At 70.5% G+C, this 19,954-nt stretch carries 19 protein-coding genes; 16 read left to right on the forward strand and 3 right to left on the reverse strand.

All coding sequences use genetic code 11. The features are described from left to right. The 7 genes from IEY82_RS25975 to IEY82_RS26005 all read left to right on the forward strand — a co-directional run bounded on the left by IEY82_RS25975 (position 1) and on the right by IEY82_RS26005 (position 6,743). Positions 1-855, forward strand: coding sequence for a hypothetical protein (locus IEY82_RS25975; protein WP_189126839.1), 855 nt, complete (start codon positions 1-3; stop codon positions 853-855). Positions 856-930: 75 nt separating this feature from the next. Further along, entirely contained in the window at positions 931-2,565 is a 1,635-nt protein-coding gene (gene murJ / locus IEY82_RS25980) for a murein biosynthesis integral membrane protein MurJ (protein ID WP_225263748.1), read from the forward strand. A 15-nt stretch (positions 2,566-2,580) separates the two neighbouring features. Next, on the forward strand, positions 2,581-3,708 hold the full coding sequence (locus tag IEY82_RS25985; RefSeq protein WP_189126840.1) for a glycosyltransferase family 4 protein: 1,128 nt from the start codon (positions 2,581-2,583) through the stop codon (positions 3,706-3,708). Between the two features lie 178 nt (positions 3,709-3,886). Further along, complete coding sequence (locus tag IEY82_RS25990) at positions 3,887-4,873, forward strand: TerC family protein (RefSeq protein ID WP_189126946.1); 987 nt, start codon at positions 3,887-3,889, stop codon at positions 4,871-4,873. Between the two features lie 108 nt (positions 4,874-4,981). Then, a complete protein-coding gene (locus IEY82_RS25995; RefSeq protein WP_189126841.1) occupies positions 4,982-5,623 on the forward strand; it encodes a phosphatidylserine decarboxylase in 642 nt (213 codons plus the stop codon). Beyond that, positions 5,610-6,434 (forward strand): CDP-diacylglycerol--serine O-phosphatidyltransferase, encoded by an 825-nt coding sequence (pssA, locus tag IEY82_RS26000; RefSeq protein ID WP_189126842.1) that lies wholly within the window; start codon positions 5,610-5,612, stop codon positions 6,432-6,434. The genes IEY82_RS25995 and pssA overlap by 14 nt, the downstream gene beginning before the upstream one ends. 36 nt (positions 6,435-6,470) lie before the next feature. Further along, positions 6,471-6,743, forward strand: coding sequence for a hypothetical protein (locus IEY82_RS26005; protein ID WP_225263750.1), 273 nt, complete (start codon positions 6,471-6,473; stop codon positions 6,741-6,743). A 1-nt stretch (position 6,744) separates the two neighbouring features. Here IEY82_RS26005 and IEY82_RS26010 read toward each other — a convergent pair whose 3' ends face one another. Beyond that, positions 6,745-7,401, reverse strand: coding sequence for an MBL fold metallo-hydrolase (locus IEY82_RS26010; RefSeq protein ID WP_189126843.1), 657 nt, complete (start codon positions 7,399-7,401; stop codon positions 6,745-6,747). Further along, complete coding sequence (locus tag IEY82_RS26015; RefSeq protein WP_189126844.1) at positions 7,398-8,192, reverse strand: maleylpyruvate isomerase family mycothiol-dependent enzyme; 795 nt, start codon at positions 8,190-8,192, stop codon at positions 7,398-7,400. The genes IEY82_RS26010 and IEY82_RS26015 overlap by 4 nt, the downstream gene beginning before the upstream one ends. Positions 8,193-8,405: 213 nt before the next feature. Here IEY82_RS26015 and uvrA point away from each other — a divergent pair, with 213 nt between their 5' ends. The 8 genes from uvrA (at position 8,406) to whiA (ending at position 17,972) form a co-directional block, all read left to right on the forward strand. Continuing rightward, positions 8,406-11,246, forward strand: a complete 2,841-nt coding sequence (gene uvrA / locus IEY82_RS26020; RefSeq protein ID WP_189126845.1) for an excinuclease ABC subunit UvrA — start codon at positions 8,406-8,408, stop codon at positions 11,244-11,246. Between the two features lie 185 nt (positions 11,247-11,431). Beyond that, positions 11,432-11,863: a Rieske (2Fe-2S) protein gene (locus IEY82_RS26025; RefSeq protein ID WP_225263751.1), complete on the forward strand. Its 432-nt coding sequence runs from the start codon at positions 11,432-11,434 to the stop codon at positions 11,861-11,863. Positions 11,864-11,967: 104 nt separating this feature from the next. After that, positions 11,968-12,417 (forward strand): Rieske (2Fe-2S) protein, encoded by a 450-nt coding sequence (locus tag IEY82_RS26030; protein WP_189126846.1) that lies wholly within the window; start codon positions 11,968-11,970, stop codon positions 12,415-12,417. Positions 12,418-12,462: 45 nt separating this feature from the next. Then, positions 12,463-12,894 carry a Rieske (2Fe-2S) protein gene (locus IEY82_RS26035; protein WP_189126847.1) on the forward strand — a complete coding sequence of 144 codons (432 nt, stop codon included), beginning with the start codon at positions 12,463-12,465 and terminating at the stop codon, positions 12,892-12,894. Between the two features lie 75 nt (positions 12,895-12,969). After that, positions 12,970-14,892, forward strand: a complete 1,923-nt coding sequence (uvrC, locus tag IEY82_RS26040) for an excinuclease ABC subunit UvrC (protein WP_372459749.1) — start codon at positions 12,970-12,972, stop codon at positions 14,890-14,892. Positions 14,893-14,964: 72 nt separating this feature from the next. Beyond that, a complete protein-coding gene (gene rapZ / locus IEY82_RS26045) occupies positions 14,965-15,831 on the forward strand; it encodes an RNase adapter RapZ (RefSeq protein WP_189126848.1) in 867 nt (288 codons plus the stop codon). Between the two features lie 176 nt (positions 15,832-16,007). Beyond that, positions 16,008-16,922 (forward strand): gluconeogenesis factor YvcK family protein, encoded by a 915-nt coding sequence (locus IEY82_RS26050; RefSeq protein ID WP_189126849.1) that lies wholly within the window; start codon positions 16,008-16,010, stop codon positions 16,920-16,922. Between the two features lie 69 nt (positions 16,923-16,991). Then, positions 16,992-17,972 (forward strand): DNA-binding protein WhiA, encoded by a 981-nt coding sequence (gene whiA / locus IEY82_RS26055; protein ID WP_189126850.1) that lies wholly within the window; start codon positions 16,992-16,994, stop codon positions 17,970-17,972. 143 nt (positions 17,973-18,115) lie between these two features. Here the strand turns inward: whiA and IEY82_RS26060 are convergent, their stop codons facing one another. Further along, positions 18,116-18,763, reverse strand: coding sequence for a hypothetical protein (locus IEY82_RS26060; RefSeq protein ID WP_189126851.1), 648 nt, complete (start codon positions 18,761-18,763; stop codon positions 18,116-18,118). Between the two features lie 185 nt (positions 18,764-18,948). On the opposite strand from IEY82_RS26060, the gene gap reads away from it, so the two are divergent. After that, the gene (gene gap, locus IEY82_RS26065; protein WP_189126852.1) at positions 18,949-19,953 is read left to right on the forward strand and encodes a type I glyceraldehyde-3-phosphate dehydrogenase; all 1,005 of its coding nucleotides are present in this window, start codon (positions 18,949-18,951) and stop codon (positions 19,951-19,953) included. Position 19,954 lies beyond the last annotated feature (1 nt).

Here is a 19,954-nt window from a genome sequence, read left to right on the forward strand (position 1 = left end):
ATGGCCCGTGGCCTGCTCTACGCACTCGCCGGCGCCGCTCTCGGCGCCGCCGCCGCCCGTGCCGCCTACACCGCGCTCACCCGCGGGCGCGGGCAGGGCGACCCCGGTGACCGCTGGACCCGCAAGAACCATCGGGGCGAGCCCATCACTCTCCTCGAAGGGCCCGCGTTCGTGGCCGGCTCGGGCGCCGCGCTCGCGTGCGCGCCCGGCCTCCCCACCCGGGTACGGCTGGCGGCGCTGCTCGCCGGGGGCGGCAGCGGAGCGCTCGGCGCCTACGACGACCTGTACGGCACGACGTCCTCCAAGGGATTCAAGGGACACCTGAGCGCGCTCACGCGCGGCGAGGTCACCAGCGGCGCGGTCAAGATCCTCGGCATCGGCGCCACCGGTCTCGGCGCCGCCGCGCTCGTCTCGACCGGCCCGGTCGACACCCTGGTCAACGGCGCCACCGTCGCGGGCGCCGCCAACCTGGCCAATCTCTTCGACCTGCGCCCCGGACGGGCGATCAAGGTCGGACTGCTCGCGGGCGGGCCGCTGCTGGCCGCCTCCCTCCTTCGTGACCGGCCGGTGAGCGCAGCCCTCACGGCGGTGCCCCTGGGGGCGGCCGCGGCGCTGCTGCCCGAAGACCTCGGCGAGCGGGCCATGCTCGGCGACGCCGGAGCCAACGCGCTGGGTGCCCTGCTCGGGCTCGCGGCCGTGACCGGGCTGGGCCGGCCGGGCAGGCTCGCGGTGCTCGGCACCGTCGTCGCGCTCACGGCCGCGGCCGAGAAGGTCAGCTTCACCAAGGTGATCGCGGGCAACCAGGTCCTCAACCGTCTCGACATGCTCGGCCGCCGCCCGGCCGCCGCCGTGTGACCGGACCTGACTCGGCGGACCGGTCATCCGCGTGGCCTGCCAGGATGTCAGCGTGACCGGCTACAGGCGGGCGTCGTGACCTCGAGGCTGGCCCGTGGCGTGGCGGGTGGAGCCCTGCTCATCGGCGCGATCACCATCCTGGCGCGGGTCATGGGCTTCGCCAAGCAGTACGCCTTCGCCCAGACCGTGGGCACCAACTGCCTGGCCACCGCCTACGCCACCGCCAACCAGGTGCCCAACATCATCTTCGAGGTGGTGGTCGGCGGGGCCCTGGCCGGCGTGGTGGTCCCGGTCCTCTCGGGCGCCGCCGGCGCCGAGGCGCCGGCGGGGCGGGAGCGGGTGGAGTGGATCAGCTCCGCGCTGATGACCTGGGTGGTCGTCGTGCTGGTGCCGCTCGGCCTGCTCACCGCGCTGTTCGCCGAGCCCGTCGCCGGGTTGTTCTTCGGCGACGCCCTGAAGGGGTGCGACGCCGGCGCGGTCACCGCCGTCGCCACCCGCATGCTGGTGGTGTTCGCCCCCCAGATCCCTCTGTACGGCGTGGCGGTCGTGCTGTACGGCGTGCTCCAGTCACACCACCGCTTCACCTCGCCCGCCCTGGCGCCCCTGGTGTCCAGCGTGGTCGTCATCGTCGCCTACCTGGTGTTCGTCCCGCTCAGCGGTGGCGACACCGACCCGGGCGCCGTGCCCTCGGCCGAGCTGGCCCTGTCCGTCGGCACCAGCCTCGGCGTACTGGCGCTCGTGCTCACCGTGATCGGCCCAACGGCCGGGCTCGGTCTGCGCTGGCGGCCCACGCTGCGTTTCCCCGAGGGCGTCGCGAGGCAGGTGCGCAGGCTGGCGCTGGCCGGGGTCGCCGCGCTGCTCGCTCAGCAGGCAGCGATGATCGTGGTGCTGCTGCTGTCCAACAACGTCATCGGCAACGGCGCGATCGTGGTCTACAACTACGCGTGGGCGATCTACCTGGTGCCCTACGCCGTGCTCGCCGTGCCCATCGCGACCAGCGCCTTCCCGCGCCTGTCCGCGCGGGCGGAGGCGGCGGACAGCGATGGCTTCGTCACGCTGGCGGCGGGCACCACGCGGGCGGTCGTGCTGGTGTCCGGGCTCGCCGCCGGGGTGCTGGCCGCCGTCGCCGGGCCGGGCGCCGTGGTGTTCCTCGGTTTCAAGAGCGACGTGCCGGCCGCCGACTTCGCCCGGGCCGTCGCGTTGTTCGCGCCCGGCCTCATCGGCTACGGGCTCATCGCGCACCTGACCCGGGTCCTCTACGCCGCCGGAAAGAGCCGGGCCGCGGCGACCGGCACCGTGGCGGGCTGGCTCGTCGTCATGGCCGCGCAGGTCGTCTTCGTGCCGGCCTTCCCCGACGGCTGGAAGATCGCCGGGCTGGCGCTCGGCATGACGGTGGGCATGACCGTGGGAGGCGGGCTGCTGCTGGCATCCGTCGTGTCCGCCCGGGGACGCGGGACGGCGAAGGGACTGGGCCGGGCCGCCGTGGCCGCCGTGGCGGGCGGCGGCGCCGCCTACCTGGCCGGCGCCGCCGTGGTGGCCTGGATCGGCGCGCGCGGCATCTGGCCCAACGTGGGCGCGGTCGTCCTGGCCGCGATCGTGGCGACGGCCGCCGGAGGGCTGGTCGTCGCGCTGGTGGACCGGGCCGACGCCCGGGCGGTGGCCGGTCGGCTCACGCGCGGCGGTCCGTCGCGCGGGCCGGGCGGGATCTGAGAGGAAGGAACTCCTGTGCGGGTGGCATTCGTGCTGGGCACCACGTCCGGCGGCACGGGCAGGCACGTCCACATGCTGGTGGAGGGGCTGGTCCGGCGCGGCCACCAGGTGCTGGTCGTCGGGCCGCGCAGCGTCGAGGAGCGTTTCTCCTACACCGGCGCGGGCGCCCGCTTCGCCGAGGTGACCGTCTCGGACCGGCCGCATCCGTTCAACGACGCGCGGGCGGTGCTCGCCATCAGGCGGCTGACCCGTGGCGCCGACGTCGTGCACGCCCACGGCCTGCGGGCCGGTGCGCTCGCGGCGCTGGGCCGCCGCTCTCCCCGGCGCGGCTCGTCCCGGGCGGTCGCGGCGCGGGCGCCGCTGGTCGTCACGCTGCACAACGCGCTCACCGCCGGCGGGCTCATCGGGCTCGTCTACGGGCTGCTGGAACGCGTCGTGGCCGGGCGAGCCGACCGGGTGCTCGTCGTCTCGCCCGATCTCGGCGAGCGGATGGCCGCTCTCGGGGCCCGCGACGTGCGAGCCGCCGTGGTGCCCGCGCCCCCGCCGCCGCCCGCGCGACGCGGCCCCGAGGAGGTGCGGGCCGAACTGGGCGCCGGGCGGCGTCCCGTCCTGCTGACCATCGCCAGGCTCGCGCAGCAGAAGGGCCTCGACACCCTGCTCGACGTCGCGCGCGGCCCGTGGCCGGACGACGACCCGGAGCGGTCGCCCCTGTTCGTGGTGGCGGGGGAGGGGCCGCTGCGGGAGCCGCTGCAGGCCAGGATCGACGCCGAGCGGCTGCCCGTGACGCTCCTCGGCAACCGTGACGACGTGCCTGACCTGCTCGCCGCCGCCACCGCGGTGGTGGCGACCGCCCGGTGGGAGGGGCAGCCGCTCAGCCTCAGCGAGACGCTCATGGTGGGCAGGCCGGTGATCGCGACCGAGGTGGGCGGGATTCCGGGCCTGCTCGGCGGTGCCGGCGTGCTGGTCCCGTACGGGGACGTCGAGGCGCTGCGCCGTGCCGTACAGGAGCTGGTGGGGGATCCGGGGGCGGTGGAGAGGATGGCGGAGGCGTCGGCGAGGCGCGGCGCTGAACTGCCGGACGCGGATGACGCGGTGGAGAGAATTATGTCCGATTATGGACAGGAAGATCGCACGAAGGATTAGGCGAGGGTTAAGCGTTCTCGTATACTGCGTGCGTTAAGGGAGGGGAGTATCCCTTCGCGGCAGCCTCGTCATCACGGTGTAGCCCCGCTCCACGGGGCCCCCGGGGCTGCCGGTCCGCGTGTTCGGCGGGCGGGAGAGACCTCCGGCAGTTTTTCTCGCATGCCGGAGGTTTAGTCACGTGAGCGTACCCTTGTGGGCTTGGATCGCCGTGATCGGCGGTCTGCTGGTCATCCTCGCCGTCGATCTGTGGATAGTCGACCGGGGCGAGGCCCGCGAATTCTCGATGCGGCAGGCCGGTTACTGGGTCACGTTCTACATCACGCTGGCCGCCGCCTTCGGCGTGGTGCTCTGGATGACGGCGGGTGCCGCCAAGGCGGGTGAGTTCTTCGCCGGTTACATCACTGAATACAGCCTGAGTGTCGACAACCTGTTCATCTTCTTCATCATCATGAGCCGGTTCGCGGTGCCGAAGGCCTACCAGCACAAGGTGCTGCTCATCGGCATCCTGCTCGCACTGGTCATGCGCGGCATCTTCATCGCCCTCGGCGCCGCCGCCCTCGAGCGGTTCAGCTGGCTGTTCTACGTGTTCGGTGTGTTCCTCATCTACACCGCGGTCAACATCGTGCGCGGGCACATGAAGGGTGACGACGAGGGGGACTTCAACGAGAACGTGCTGCTCAGGTGGGTGCGCAAGGCGTTCCCGACGACCGAGGGATACGTCGGCTCCAAGATCACCGTGAAGATCGACGGCAAGCGCATGGTCACGCCCATGCTGATCGTGATGATCGCCATCGGCTCCACCGACCTGTTGTTCGCGCTCGACTCGATTCCGGCGATCTTCGGCCTCACCACCGACCCGTTCGTGGTGTTCACCGCCAACGCGTTCGCCCTGATGGGCCTGCGTCAGCTGTACTTCCTGCTCGGCGGGCTGCTGCAGCGCCTGGTTTACATCAGCTACGGTCTCGCGTTCATCCTCGGGTTCATCGGGGTTAAGCTGATATCGGAGGCCTTGCACGCCAGTGGGGTTTCCTGGGCGCCCGAAATCCCCATCTGGTTGTCGCTCACTGTCATCGGCAGCACCATGGTCATCACCACTGTGGCCAGCTTGGTCAAGGCCCGCGCAGACGCGCGCAGGAGCGAGGAAAGCAGCCCTACCAGGGGCTAGCTAAATGGCTTTCGAGGCGCTTTGCTTGTGTAGTTCCGCCGTGTAATAGTTGCTGACCCCGTAACATCACGGCAAAGCGCCCAGTCCAGCCACCACCAAAGGTTGTCCGTGTCAGACGATTCTGCCCAGTCGAACCGCCTCAGACTCGCGCGCGGGGTGTCCCCGTGGCTCATCCCCACGGTGGCCGCGGCGGCCGCCACCGCGTTGCTGACGCGCCGGGACCGGCGATGGGCGCTCGCGGCGCTGCCGCTGGGCGCGCTCACCGGCGGCATGCTCTGGTTCTTCCGTGACCCCGACCGCACGCCAGGCGAGGGGCGCGTCCTGTCGCCGGCCGACGGGGTCGTGCAGAGCATCGACCCCTGGCCCGACGGCCGCACCCGTGTCGCGATTTTCATGAGCCCGCTGAACGTGCACGTCAACCGAGCCCCTCTTGCGGGAAATGTCGTGTCCGTGCAGCATGTGGCGGGTGGCTTCCTGCCGGCTTTCAACAAGGACAGCGACCAGAACGAACGCGTGGTGTGGCATTTCGACACCGCGCTCGGTGACATCGAGATGGTGCAGATCGCGGGCGCGGTGGCGCGCAGGATCGTGCCGTATCTGAGCGCGGGTGCCAAAGTCGCGCAGACCGACCGCATCGGCCTCATCAGGTTCGGTTCCAGGGTCGACATCTACCTTCCCGAAGGGATCTCTCCCGCGGTGTCCGTGGGCGAGAAGACGATTGCGGGGGTGACCAGAATTGACCACGGCTGATGCCGGCAGTTGGCAGGAGGAAGAGGAAGAACTCCGGGGCCCGGTCGGAAAAGCGTTCCGGCTCTCGGCCGCCGACTCTCTCTCCCTGGGCAACGCCCTCTGCGGTTTTCTCGCGGTCTGTGTTCTGGCCTCCTCCGCCATCCAGTCGCTCAAGGACGGCGGTGACTTCACCCCCGCGCCGAGCTACTTCGCGACCGCGGTGGTGCTGCTGTTGATCGGTGCCACCTGTGACCTGTTCGACGGTCTGGTCGCGCGCCGGTTCCGTGCCTCCGCGATGGGCGCCGAGCTCGACAACCTCGCCGACGTGATCAGTTTCGGGTTCGCTCCCGCGTTCATGGTCGTGATCTGGGGCGGCTTCACGCACCAGGTGCCGTTCGTCGCGGTGCTGGCCGCCGCGGGTGCCGTGCTCGTCGCGGGAGTCGTACGCCTGGCCAGGTTCGCCTGTGTCAAGACCAAGAGCGGCGACTTCATGGGGCTGCCCATCCCGATGGGCGCCATGACCGTGATCTCCATCGTGCTGCTGTTCGAGCCCAGCATCTACGCGCTGCTGGCGGTGCTCGGCGTCGCCTGGCTGATGGTCAGCCGCATCGAGTATCCCAAGCCCAAGGGGCAGCTCGCCGCGGTCGTCCTCGGATGGATCATGGTGAACGTCGCATTCCTCGCCTTCTGGGTGGCGCGGCCGGAGGGTGGTGACCTGCCCATCATGATCGGCGCCTCCATGCAGATCGCGTTGGTGGCGGCGATCCCGCTCCGGATGCTGTTCTACAAGCGGTCGCAGCGCAGGGAAGCCGAGCGGGTCATCAGCAACTAAGGCGATTTTTCGGCCTTCTTCGGCTTTGATGGAGCCATGTCGGCCATGCCGCGCGAGCACACGCGCACGTACTTCCTCGGCAAACTGGCCCAGGAGCTCGAAGCCCGCGGGCTGACCGCCATCCTGCGCGCTCATCCGCCCGCGCTGCGGATCAGCGACCCGGACACCGCGATCCTCGCCGAGACCGTCGACTGCGTGCCGCTGGCCGACGGATGGTTCTACCGCTGGTCGTGGGGCGAGGTCGTCGGGCTCGCCGACGACCCCGCGCTCGCGGCCCAGCGGATCGCCAAGGTTCTCGCCGGGCGCTGAGCTACCAGCCCCGCTCCTTCCACTCCTGGAGCGAGGGGCGCTCGGCGCCGAGCGTGGTGTCCTTGCCGTGGCCCGGGTAGACCCAGGTCTCGTCGGGCAGCCGGTCGAAGACGCGCTCCACCACGTCGGTGTAGAGCTGGGTGAAACGCTCGGGGTCGTTCCACGTGTTGCCCACCCCGCCGGGGAAGAGCGAGTCGCCGGTGAACAGGTGCAGGTCGGAGCCACCCCCGTCGTAGAGCAGCGCGATCGCGCCCGGCGTGTGACCGCGCAGGTGGATCACCTCAAGGGTGACCACGCCGACCGTGATGCGGTCGCCGTGCTCCACGGTGCGGTCGGCGGGCAGCGGCAGCGCGGCCGCGTCGAGCGGATGCACGAGCACCTTGGCGCCCGTCACCTTGACCACCTGCTCCAGCGCCTGCCAGTGGTCGCCGTGCTGGTGGGTCGTGACCACCGAACTGATCGGCTGGTCGGAGATCAGGGCCAGCAGCCGGTCGGCCTCCGCGGCCGCGTCGATGAGCAGCCCGTCGCCGGTCTCGACACAGCGCAGCAGGTAGGCGTTGTTGTCATAAGGCCCGACTGCCAGCTTGTAGATCGTCAGCTTGGCCAGCTCGCGGACGTCGGCGGGACCGCCGACCTGGACGTCGCCTGTGTAGGTCATGGATAGTCCTTCGGGGGCGTCTCGGGCAGATCAGCGGGAGCGAGCGTCGTCAGCCACGGCGGCGGCGCCGGGACGGTCGCCGGGCCGGGCCCGGACCGTTGCCCCGCCAACACCACCCTAACCCCCCGCCCGTCGGACCTGCCCGTGAGCCAGGCCAGTAGGTCGGCCTGCAGGCCTTCCACCGCCGGTCCGTCGCCGAGTCCCCGCCAGGTGCCGGTCGGCGTCCCGTCCGCGCCGAGCATCCTGATCTCGCTGACCGGGCTTCGCTCGTACGGCCATGTCCGCAGGCAGTCGTGCAGCTCACGCGTGACGAACGGCCCGGACCAGTCGGCCGGCCCGAAGCCGGCGTCGAGGTCGACGTGGTGCATGCCGATCTCGCGCAGCCGCCTGACCAGGATGTACCAGGCGGGATGCGACGTCGGGCGCAGGCCGGCGACCGGTGCGGACCAGGCCTCCCCGGGCAGCCCGTCGATGGCCGCGGTCAGGCGGGCGGCGCTGTCCTCCAGATCCGCCAGCTGCTCGGCGGCCCCCCGGCCGGCTCCGGCCTCGATCCCGGCCTGCCTGGCGTCGGGGGTCGCGTACTGTGGTGTCTTGACGCCGGTCCTGGCCCAGGTGAGCAGGTTGACGTGGCTGTCGGCGTTCCGGGCCACGTGGGTCAGGACGTGCCCTCTCGTCCAGCCGGGGAGACGGGAGGGGGCGGAGACGTCGCCGTCGGACAGGGTCGCCGCCGTGGCCAGCAGGTGACGGGTGGCGTCGGCCAGCTCGGCCTTCAGCGCAGGAATAACTGTCATGCCAGATATTTCATCACCTGAGGTGGAGCGTTGGCCCTGGCATAAAAGGCCAGGTCATGCGGTTGACTGGAGAAGGCATCCTGCCGGGGTGGCGGGAGGCCGTAACCTGAGAGGGACGGATTTTCGGAGGGTGGACAGCGACCCGCCGAAATTGTCGGAGCCCCCGTCTACCATCCCCGTGGACCTATCCGCCTCTTCGACATCGGGATCACCGTGGCAGACCGCCTGATCGTGCGTGGTGCACGAGAACACAATCTCAAGGACGTCTCACTCGACCTCCCGCGAGACGCTCTGATCGTTTTCACCGGCCTGTCCGGCTCGGGCAAGTCGAGCCTGGCCTTCGACACGATCTTCGCCGAGGGGCAGCGGCGTTATGTCGAGTCGCTCTCCGCCTACGCCCGTCAGTTCCTCGGCCAGATGGACAAGCCCGATGTCGACTTCATCGAGGGCCTGTCGCCCGCGGTCTCGATCGACCAGAAGGCCACCAGCAAGAACCCACGGTCGACGGTCGGCACGATCACCGAGGTCTACGACTACCTGCGGCTGCTCTGGGCGCGCATCGGCAAGCCGCACTGCCCGGTCTGCGCCCGCCCGATCGCCAGGCAGACGCCCGAGCAGATCGTCGACAGGGTGATGGACCTCGACGAGGGCACGCGCTTCCAGGTGCTGGCCCCCGTCATCAGGGGCCGCAAGGGCGAGTACGGCGAGCTGTTCCGTGAGCTGCAGACCAAGGGCTTCGCCCGGGCCAGGGTCGACGGCACGGTCGTGCGGCTGGAGGAGCCGCCGGTCCTGAAAAAGTACGAGAAGCATGACATAGAGGTCATCGTCGACCGCCTGTCGGTCAAGGAGTCGGCCCGGCGCAGGCTCACCGACTCGGTCGAGACCGCCCTGCAGCTGTCCGGCGGCACGATCACGCTGGAGTTCGTCGACCTGCCCGAAGACGATCCTGGCCGGGAGCGCTTCTACTCCGAGCACCTCTACTGCCCCTACGACGACCTGTCGTTCGAAGAGCTCGAGCCGCGCTCGTTCTCGTTCAACTCGCCGTTCGGCGCCTGTCCCGAGTGCACCGGCCTCGGCACCAAGATGGAGGTCGACCCCGACCTGGTCGTGCCCGACCCTGAGCGCGCGCTCGGCGAGGGCGCGCTCCATCCCTGGTCCGGCGGTCACACCAGCGAATACTTCGCCAGGCTGATCGAGGCGCTCGGCCACGCCATGGGCTTCACCCTCGACACGCCCTGGGAGAAACTGCCGAAGAAAGCGCAGAAGTCGCTGCTGTTCGGCCACGACGAGCAGGTCCACGTCCGCTACAGCAACCGCTACGGCCGGCAGCGTTCCTACTACACCACCTACGAGGGCGTCATCCCGTGGGTGCAGCGCAGGCATGCCGAGGCCGAGAGCGACTCCTCGCGCGACCGGTTCGAGGGCTACATGCGGGAGATCCCGTGCCCGGTCTGCCGGGGCGCCAGGCTCAAGCCGGTCTCGCTCTCGGTCACCGTCGCCGACCGGTCGATCGCCGAGGTGTCGGCCATGTCGATCGGCGAGTGCGCCGAGTTCCTGGCCGCGCTCAAGCTGTCCGACCGCGACATGCAGATCGCCGAGCGGGTGGTCAAGGAGATCAACGCCCGGATGGGCTTCCTGCTCGACGTCGGTCTCGACTACCTCACCATGGACCGGGCGGCCGCCACGCTGGCCGGCGGCGAGGCGCAGCGCATCCGGCTGGCCACGCAGATCGGCTCCGGTCTGGTCGGCGTCCTCTACGTGCTCGACGAGCCGTCGATCGGCCTGCACCAGCGCGACAACATGCGGCTGCTCGACACACTGGTCAGGCTCCGCGACATGGGCAACACGCTGATCGTCGTCGAGCACGACGAGGACACCATCGCCGCCGCCGACTGGGTGGTGGACATCGGTCCCGGCGCGGGCGAGCACGGTGGCCAGGTCGTCGTCTCCGGCACGGTCCAGGACCTCCTGCGCAGCGAGGAGTCGATGACCGGCCAGTACCTGTCGGGCCGCCGGAGCATTCCGATCCCCGCCAAGCGCCGCAAGCGCGACAAGAAGCGGCAGATCACGGTCAAGGGGGCGCGCGAACACAACCTCAAGGGCGTTGACATCGAATTCCCCCTCGGGGTCTTCACCGCGGTCACCGGCGTGTCCGGATCGGGCAAGTCGACGCTGGTCAACGACATCCTCTACACCGCGCTGGCCAAGGAGCTCAACGGCGCCCGCGCGGTGCCCGGGCGCCACTCGCGGATCAACGGCATGGATCTGGTCGACAAGGTCGTCCACGTCGATCAGTCGCCGATCGGGCGCACCCCGCGCTCCAACCCGGCGACCTACACCGGCGTCTTCGACCACGTCCGCAAGCTGTTCGCGGCCACCGCAGAGGCCAAGGTCCGCGGCTACCAGCCCGGCCGGTTCAGCTTCAATGTCAAGGGCGGCCGCTGCGAGGCGTGCGCCGGCGACGGCACGATCAAGATCGAGATGAACTTCCTGCCCGACGTCTACGTCCCGTGCGAGGTCTGCCACGGCGCCCGCTACAACCGAGAGACGCTGGAGGTCCACTACAAGGGCAAGACGATCTCCGAGGTCCTCGACATGCCCATCGAGGAGGCGCTCGCGTTCTTCGAGGCGATCCCGGCGATCAGGCGGCACCTGCAGACCCTCAACGACGTCGGCCTCGGCTACGTCCGTCTCGGGCAGCCCGCCACGACGCTGTCCGGTGGCGAGGCGCAGCGCGTCAAGCTCGCCTCCGAGCTGCAGCGCCGCCAGACCGGGCGGACGATCTACGTGCTCGACGAGCCGACCACGGGGCTTCACTTCGAGGACATCCGCAGGCTGCTCGGCGTGCTCGGCCGGCTGGTCGAGGGCGGCAACACGGTGATCGTCATCGAGCACAACCTCGACGTCATCAAGACGGCTGACTGGGTCCTCGACATGGGCCCGGAGGGCGGTTCCAGGGGAGGCACGCTGGTCGCCGCCGGCACCCCCGAGGAGATCGCCCTGGTCGAGGAGAGCCACACCGGCCGCTTCCTGCGCAAGATCCTGGAGATCTAGCGGCCCCGTACGAGATCGTGACGCCGCCCGAGCCGGCCGACGAGGCGGGCGGCGTCCCGGCCCCTCGGGCACCACTCGGCCGTGCGCCACCCGATTCCGGGACCGAGGGGTGCCGCCCATAAAGTGAGGCGTGAAACTTCCTGACCTGCAGGGGATCAGGGCTGATGGGGGAGGGCCGGCAGCACATGAGGAGTTCGGAGCGGGGCTTCGCCATGCCCGAGATCGGGCGGCGTCAGGCGCTGGGAGTGGCCGGAGTGGCGGCGTGTGGCCTGGCGCTGGCCGGCTGCGGCGCGGACGCCGCCGAGCCGGAGCGAGCCCAGGGCATCAAGGGCCAGGTCATCGCCAAGACGGCCGACGTGCCCGTCGGCGGCGGCACGGTCGTCGACCGGTGGAGGATCGTGGTCACCCAGCCCACCGAGGGCGTCTACAAGGCGTTCAGCGCGGTGTGCCCGCACCGCGGCTGCGCGGTCGGCCTGCCCAAGGAGAACGTCATGACCTGCCCGTGCCACGGCAGTGAGTTCGCGGCCGACACCGGCAAGGCCCTCACGGGCCCGGCGACCGGCCAGTTGACGGCCTACCAGGTCAAGGTCGAGGGCGACGGCATCGTGGTGGTGTGAACCGGTAATTGTGCGTGGTTCCTGGGATCGGCTCACGGCAGGCTGAACCAGCCTGAGGGCGCTGGCCGTACCTGTAGTGAGACCCGAACCTGGGAGGACCGACCATGACCGAAACGACGCGCCGGACAGTGGTGCTCGGAGCCGGAAGCGCGGGGCTCGCCGCGGTGCTGACCGCGTGTGCGAGCTACGGCGATCCCGCGACACAGGCGAGTGCCGAGCCACTGCCCGAGGAGCCGTCGTCCGCGGCGCCGAAGAAGAAGGCGAAGGCGAAGCCGCTGGCCGCCACCTCCGACATTCCCTCGGGTGGCGGGAAGATCTTCGAGAGCCAGAAGGTGGTCGTCACCCAGCCACAGGAGGGTGAGTTCAGGGCGTTCAGCGCGGTGTGCACCCACCAGGGCTGCACGGTGGCCAGTGTCTCCAACGGGACGATCAACTGCCCGTGCCACGGCAGCAAGTTCGACATCGCCGACGGATCGGTGGCCGGTGGACCCGCCGGCGATCCGCTGCCCGAAAAGAAAATCAAGGTGGACGGCGACACGATCATGCTCGCTTGAGGCGTCTTTCATGAATTTCTCACCTGCGTGCGGTTTCGTGGTCGCATGGCAGATGACCTTCAGAGCCGCCGGGCGGTGATCGCGGGTGTGGGCGCCGGTGGCCTGGCGCTCGCGCTCACCGCCTGCGGGGCGGACACCGACACTCCGGACGACGCGGTTGCGGCCGGTCCGGCGAAGTCCGGCGCGCCGGGTGGTGCGCTGGGCAGGACCGCCGACATCCCGGTGGGCGGGGGAACGGTCTTCAAGGAGCAGAAGATCGTAGTGACGCAGCCCACCGCTGGTGACTTCAAGGCGTTCACCGCCGTCTGCACCCACCAGGGCTGCACGGTCGCGAGCGTCGCCAACGGCCTGATCCAGTGCCCGTGCCACGGCGGCAAGTACAAGATCGAGGACGGATCGGTGGCGGGCGGACCGCCCAAGGGGCCGCTCGCCGAGACGGCGATCAAAGTGGAGGGCGACCAGATCACCCTGGCCTGACCTCGGGCCCGCCGTACCAAGGCAGAGCGTACGGCGGGCCTTCCTGTCGGTGTGGCCCGTTAGGCTTTGGTCGTGGTGAGATCAGCGGGCAGCTCCCTGAGTTTCCGGCCCAGGCCAGGATCGATCCCCGATTCGCCGGGGGTCTACCGGTTCCGGGACGGGCACGGTCGCGTGATCTACGTCGGCAAGGCCAAGAGCCTCCGGCAGCGGCTCAACTCCTACTTCACCGACATCAGCGCGCTCCACCCGCGCACCCAGTCGATGCTCAACACCGCGACCGGGGTCGACTGGACCGTCGTGGGCACCGAGGTCGAGGCGCTGCAGCTCGAATACTCCTGGATCAAGGAGTTCGACCCCCGCTTCAACGTCAAATACCGCGACGACAAGTCCTACCCCTACCTCGCGGTCACGATGGGCGAGGACTTCCCGCGCGTGCAGGTGATGCGCGGTGCCAAGCGCAAGGGCACCCGCTACTTCGGCCCCTACTCCCACGCCTGGGCCATCCGCGAGACCGTCGACCTGCTGCTGCGTGTCTTCCCGGTCCGCACGTGCAGCGCCGGGGTGTTCAAGCGGGCGGGCCAGATCGGCCGGCCGTGCCTGCTGGGCTACATCGACAAGTGCTCCGCGCCCTGCGTCGGCAGGGTCACCCCCGAGGAGCACCGCGCTCTCGCCGAGGACTTCTGCGACTTCATGGCCGGCAACACGAGCCGCTTCATCCGGCGGCTCGAGAAGGAGATGCGCGAGGCCGCGAGCGAGCAGGAGTACGAACGGGCCGCCCGGCTGCGCGACGACATCCAGGCACTGCAGCGGGCCCTTGAGAAGCAGGCCGTCGTGCTCGGCGAGGCCACCGACGCCGACGTGATCGCGCTCGCCGAGGATCCTCTGGAAGCCGCGGTCCAGGTCTTCTACGTGCGCGGCGGCCGCATCCGCGGCCAGCGCGGCTGGGTCGTCGACAAGGTCGAGGAGGCTTCGCCCGGCGAGCTGGTCGAGCAGTTCCTGCTGCAGATGTACGCCGAGGCCAGCCCCGAGTCGATGCCCCGCGAGGTGCTCGTGGCCGCGCTGCCGCCCGACGCCGAGGCGGTCACCGAGCTGCTGTCCGAGCAGCGCCGGGCCCGGGTCGAGGTGCGGGTGCCGCAGCGCGGCGACAAGAAGGCGCTGATGGAGACCGTCGAGCGCAACGCCAAGGAGTCGCTCGCCCAGCACAAGATCCGCCGGGCCGGCGACCTGACGACGCGCAGCAAGGCGTTGCAGGAGATCGCCGACGCGCTCGACCTCGACCAGGCGCCGCTGCGCGTCGAGTGCTACGACGTCTCCCATCTCCAGGGCGAGAACGTCGTGGCGTCGATGGTGGTCTTCGAGGACGGCCTGGCCCGCAAGAGCGAATACCGGCGCTTCGCCGTCAAGACCAAGGAAGGCGACGTCGCCTCGATCCACGAGGTGATCATGCGGCGGTTCCGGCGTTACCTGGAGGAGCGCTCCGCCACGGGCGAGCTGGCCCCCGACGACGACGCCCACAGCCCCATCGACCCCGAGACGGGCAAGCCTCGCAAGTTCGCCTACCCGCCCAACCTCGTCGTGGTCGACGGCGCGGGCCCGCAGGCGGCCGCCGCCCAGCGCGCGCTCGACGAGCTGGGCATCGACGACGTCGCGGTCTGCGGCCTGGCCAAACGGCTGGAGGAGGTGTGGCTGCCCGGCGACGACCAGCCGGTCATCATGCCCCGGTCAAGCGAGGGCCTCTACCTGTTGCAGCGGGTCAGGGACGAGGCGCACCGGTTCGCCATCACCTACCATCGTTCCAAGAGGTCAAAGACCGTCAAGGAGAGCGCGCTCGACAGCGTGCCGGGTCTCGGCCCGGCGCGGCGACAGGCGCTGCTCAGGCACTTCGGCTCTGTGAAGAAGCTGCGCGAGGCCACCGTCGCCGAGATCTGCCAGGTCCCCGGCATCGGCCCGTCGACCGCCGAGGTGATCGCGTCAACGCTGAAGGGGGAGTCATCGTGAGCACCCCGCCACCGCGACGGAGCGCTGCCACCGAGCGGCCGAGCGGAGTTCGGCAATGAGCAGGAGTGAGCAATGAGCATGGAGCCGGCGTTCGTCATCGTCACCGGCATGTCGGGTGCGGGCCGCAGCACCGCGGCCAAGGCCCTGGAGGACCTCGGCTGGTTCGTCATCGACAACCTGCCGCCGGGGCTGCTGTTCGCCATGGCCGAGGAGGCGGGCAGGGTCAAGCTGGCCGCCGACAAGGTGGCCGCGGTGGTCGACGTGCGCAGCCTGGCCTTCACCACCGACCTCAACGCCGCCATCGAAGAGCTCGAGGCCCGGGGCGTGCGGGTGCGCGTGGTGTTCCTCGAGGCCAGCGACGAGGAGCTGGTGCGCCGCTTCGAGAACGTCCGCCGCCCGCACCCGCTGCAGGGCGAGGGCAGGCTGGTCGACGGCATCACCCGCGAGCGCGGCATCCTGCGCGAGGTGCGGGCCAACGCCGACCTGGTCATCGACACCTCCTCGCACAACGTGCACGAGCTGCGCAACAAGATCGTCAACTTCTTCGGCGGTGACGACCGCCCGGGACTGCGGGTCAACGTGGTCTCGTTCGGGTTCAAGTACGGCCTGCCGGTCGACGCCGACCTCGTCGTCGACTGCCGCTTCCTGCCCAACCCGCACTGGGTGCCGGAGCTGCGGCCGATGAGCGGTCTCGACGCGCCCGTCCGCGACTACGTGCTCGGCCAGCCCGGGGCCAAGGAGTTCCTCGACGCCTACGAGGAGGTCCTGCGGGTGGTCGCGACCGGCTACGCCCGCGAGGGCAAGAGCTACGCGACGCTGGCCGTGGGATGCACGGGCGGCAAGCACCGCAGCGTGGCCATGGCCGAGCAGGTCGCCGGCCGGCTGCGTGACCGCGGCATGGAGGTCCAGGTGAGTCACCGGGATGTGGGCCGGGAGTGACCGATGACAGCGAAGGCTCAGGCGCCGCGAATGCCTCCGAGGCGTCCGAGGGCCCGGTCCCGGCTTATCCCCTCCGGCCCTCCACGGCGCACGTCCCCGTAAGCGGCGCGCAGGCGGACGGCGGCACCGGGAGCGCGGCAGGGGCACCGCGCTCTGCAGATCGGGCGCCGCGGGTCGTGGCGCTCGGCGGCGGGCACGGGCTGCACGCCTCGCTGTCCGCGCTCCGGTCGGTGACCGACGCGCTCACCGCTGTGGTGACCGTGGCCGACGACGGAGGGTCCAGCGGCAGGCTCAGGCGGGAGCTCGGCGTGCTGCCGCCCGGCGACCTGAGAATGGCCCTGGCCGCGCTCTGCGGCGACGACGAGTGGGGCGTCACCTGGAGCGAGGTGGTCCAGCACCGCTTCCGCAGCGAGGGCGACCTGCACGGGCACGCCGTCGGCAATCTGCTGATCGTGGCGCTGTGGGAGCTGCTCGGCGACCCCGTGCAGGGGCTCGACTGGGTGGGGCGGCTGCTCGGCGCGCGGGGCAGGGTGCTGCCGATGGCCTCGGTGCCGCTCGACATCGTGGCCGAGGTGGAGCTCGACGGCGTCATCTCCACCGTGTGCGGGCAGGTGGCCTGCGCGCTCACCCCTGGCCGGGTGCAGGCGATCTCGCTCGTCCCGGAGGACCCGCCCGCCTGTCCCGAGGCCGTGGAGGCGATCCTGCGGGCCGACTGGGTGGTGTTCGGCCCCGGATCGTGGTTCACCAGCGTGCTGCCGCACCTCAAGGTGCCCGAGCTGGCCAGGGCGCTGCACGAGACCCGGGCCAGGCGGCTCGTCACGCTGAACCTCGCTCCGCAGGCCGGCGAGACCGACGATTTCTCGCCCCAGCAGCATCTGGAGGTGCTCAGACAGCACGCTCCCGACCTCGCGGTGGACATCGTGCTCGCCGACACCGGCGTGGTCGACGACCCCGGCGCGCTGGACAAAGCAGCCGCCGCGCTCGGCGGGCGGCTCGTCATGGCCGACGTGGCCGCCTCCGATGGTTCGCCCCGGCACGACCCACGACGTCTTGCCTCCGTCCTTGACGAGATTTTCCTCCAGAAGCGTTGATCCTGGTCGGCGGGGCTTGAAGGTACGAGAGACTGGGAGCCGGTCTGAATGGGGGAGGACTAAACGCTTATGGCGATGACGGGTGTGGTCAAGGACGAGCTGAGCCGACTGCCGGTGCTGAAGCCCTGCTGCCGAAAGGCCGAGGTCTCCACGCTGCTGCGGTTCGCCAGCGGCCTGCACCTGGTGGGCGGGCGCATCGTGATCGAGGCGGAGCTCGACACCAATGCCACCGCGCGGCGGCTGATCAAGGACATCAGCGAGGTGTTCGGTCACAAGGCGGAGGTGCTGGTGCTGGCGCCCGCCGGGTTGCGCAAGGGCTCTCGCTACGTCGTACGCGTCTACCGCGACGGTGAGGCGCTGGCCCGGCAGACGGGCCTGATCGACAACCACGGGCGGCCCGTGCGCGGGCTGCCCCGCCAGGTCGTGGCGGGCGCCTCCTGCGACGCCGAGGCCGCCTGGCGGGGGGCGTTCCTGGCGCACGGGTCGCTCACCGAGCCGGGCCGCTCGATGTCGCTCGAGGTCACCTGCCCGGGGCCGGAGGCGGCGCTGGCGCTCGTGGGGTCGGCGCGGCGGCTGAAGATCCATGCCAAGGCCCGTGAGGTGCGCGGTGTCGACCGGGTCGTGGTGCGCGACGGCGACGCGATCAGCGCGCTGCTGACCAGGCTGGGGGCGCACGACAGCGTGCTCGCCTGGGAGGAGCGCCGGATGCGCCGGGAGGTCCGGGCGACGGCCAACCGGCTGGCCAACTTCGACGACGCCAACCTGCGGCGCTCGGCGCGGGCCGCGGTGGCGGCGGGCGCCCGGGTGCAGCGGGCGCTGGAGATCCTCGGCAACGAGGCGCCGGAGCACCTGGTGGTGGCCGGGCGGCTGCGGGTCGAGCACAAGCAGGCGTCCCTGGAGGAGCTGGGGCAGATCGCCGATCCGCCGCTGACCAAGGACGCCATCGCGGGCCGCATCCGCAGGTTGCTGGCCATGGCCGACAAGCGCGCCTCCGACCTGGGCGTCCCCAACACCGAGGCCAACCTCACCGTGGACATGCTGGCCCCCTGACGGCCTCCGCCGCGAGGCACGCCGCGGCTCCGCCGCCGGGTGTGGCCGAGGGGCCGTCTCCGGGTGCGGCGGTCGCGTGACCTGGGACGGAGGTGGCGCTCCTGTGATCCCGGGACCGGCGGGCCGTGGCGCTGAGCGGCGGATCAGTCGTGGGACGGCTTCCTGGGAGTGAACAGGTCACCCGCCGGCGGGGCCGGCGTGCCGGCGGACTGGGCCGGCTCGAAGGGAGCCCGATACTCCGGCTCGGGCTGAGCCTCCGTGGGCTCGTCCTTGGTGGCGTTGCCGGCCGCTGCCCGGGCGCCGCGGCGCATGCGCAGCGCGCGGGCGAGCACGAGGGCGAACGCGGGGATCGCCGCGACCGGCAGGGGCACCCATGGCTCCCACGAGGTCGCGAACGCCCTCCAGATGGTCTGCGCCACATAGGGCAGGCCGTCCAGGAAGTCGTCGACGGTCAGCGTGAGCGGATCGGCCCGGCCCCCACCGAGCGTCAGGTGGCCGTACGGCGCGGATCCGCCGATCCAGCCCAGCGGCACGGCCGCCGTCGCGTACAGCGCCGCGGCCCAGGGCAGCGCCAGGCTGCGCGCCCTGACCAGGCGGATCGCCCAGCCGACCAGCAGGCCGGCGACGAGCGCGAGCGCGGACATCAGCGGGACGCCGCCGCCGTAGGTGCGCGCGAACACCGGCAGGTAGTCCCAGAACACGAGGACCGCCCCGAGCCCGACCGCGCAGACGAGCATCGCGATAAAACCCATGACCAGGCCAGACAGCAGGCCGGACCGGCGTTGTGACATCTCAGCCCCCCAGAGAATGCCGGAATTTACTCTGATGAGTCGGGCACTTTACTCGAAGCTCACAAATTGCGCTTGCGGAACCGCCGTTCACACACCGGGGGTGCACGTGGTCTAAACCAATTACGGTCCGATAGGGTTCATGGTTGAGGATTAGCCCGCCATCATGCACGAGGAGATCGGTTTCCGTGAGCATCCGCGTAGGCGTCAACGGCTTCGGCCGTATCGGTCGCAACTTCTGGCGTGCTGTCGCAGCCAGCGGTAAGGACATCGAGATCGTCGCGGTCAACGACCTGACCGACAACGCGACGCTCGCCCACCTGCTGAAGTACGACAGCATCCTCGGCCGCCTCCCTTACGAGGTGAAGGCGTCCAGTGACGAGATCACCGTCGACGGCAAGGCGATCAAGGTCTTCGCGGAGCGTGACCCGGCCAAGCTGCCCTGGGGCGACCTGGGCGTGGACGTGGTGGTCGAGTCGACCGGCCTGTTCACCGACGCCAACAAGGCCAGGGTGCACGCCGACAACGGCGCCAAGAAGGTCATCATCTCGGCTCCGGCCAAGAACGAGGACATCACGATCGTGATGGGCGTCAACCAGGGTCTCTACAACCCGGCCACCGACACGATCATCTCCAACGCCTCCTGCACCACCAACTGCCTGGCCCCGATGGCGAAGGTGCTCCACGACACCTTCACCATCGAGAAGGGCCTGATGACCACGATCCACGCCTACACGCAGGACCAGAACCTCCAGGACGGCCCGCACAAGGACCTGCGCCGCGCCCGCGCCGCCGCGCTCAACGTGGTGCCCACCTCCACCGGCGCCGCCAAGGCCATCGGCCTGGTGCTGCCCGAGCTCAAGGGCAAGCTCGACGGCTTCGCGATGCGCGTGCCGATCCCCACCGGCTCGGCCACCGACCTCACCGTCGACCTCGCCCGCGAGGTCACGGCCGAGGAGGTCAACGCCGCGGTCAAGGCCGCCGCCGAGGGCCCGCTCAAGGGCATCCTGTCCTACACCGAGGACGACATCGTCTCCTCCGACATCGTCACCGACCCGGCCTCCTGCATCTTCGACGCCGGCCTCACCAAGGCGCTCGGCAACCAGGTCAAGGTCGTCGGCTGGTACGACAACGAGTGGGGCTACTCCAACCGCCTCGTCGACCTCATCGAGCTGGTGGGCACCGACCTGTGAC

This window comes from Nonomuraea cavernae (assembly GCF_014646355.1).
GTDB classification, from domain to species: domain Bacteria; phylum Actinomycetota; class Actinomycetes; order Streptosporangiales; family Streptosporangiaceae; genus Nonomuraea; species Nonomuraea cavernae.